Source organism: Agrobacterium sp. MCAB5 (assembly GCF_052114365.1).
In the GTDB taxonomy this organism is placed as follows: domain Bacteria; phylum Pseudomonadota; class Alphaproteobacteria; order Rhizobiales; family Rhizobiaceae; genus Agrobacterium; species Agrobacterium tumefaciens.
Genome location: NZ_JBFREP010000129.1, coordinates 1 through 636, shown reverse-complemented (window position 1 = coordinate 636; position 636 = coordinate 1). Strand labels below are relative to the sequence as shown.

The 636-nt window shown below is 58.6% G+C and carries 1 pseudogene; it reads left to right on the top strand.

The window, feature by feature from the left end:
• Window positions 1–18 precede the first annotated feature (18 nt).
• Window positions 19–636, top strand: a pseudogene (locus AB4Z23_RS27770) (DKNYY domain-containing protein); the annotation flags it as partial.

Below are 636 nucleotides of genomic sequence, written 5' to 3'. Positions count from 1 at the left end.
CCACAGATCGGAGCGGACTTGGGCGGAACTAAGCTGATTGAACTTTTCCCACTACCCTATGCCCATTGGTATGCGGCCACTCTTTTTGCCGAGGCCGGATATGCTGCGTCACAGATATTCGAGCGTCTCAACATAGATCCCGCGCGCTGGCAACGGTTCCGAGAGCGCTATAGCCAACTTCATTACGCCAATACAAGTTGGGTTACGGCCGCGTTCAGGCGGGACGGACTTCCCGAACCCGAACAGGATCGGGCGCTTTTCCAGCGTCTGACGGGGAATGACGGCATCGGCCTACCGGTAACAGAACCCTTCAGCATGCGCACAGAGCTTGCGGCTTTGCGGCGGGCAGTCGAAGCTAATCCTCGTATCGGCCCCTTCGCCAATGTCGACTGGGTCGCGCATTACATCGGAGAAAGACRATTCCCGACCATCCGCTATATCCACAATGGCAATCAGGTCTATGTGGACGGCGCACCAATCCGCGACCGCAAGGGCGTCCCGTTGTCCGGGGTCGACCCCTTCACCTTTCGACAGCTTGGTGACCGCTGGTTTTGCGACGATAGACATGTCTACGGCCAGGGCGAGACACCAACGAAGCTTTTCTGGTTCTCAGCGCGCGGCGCCGATCCGGACAGC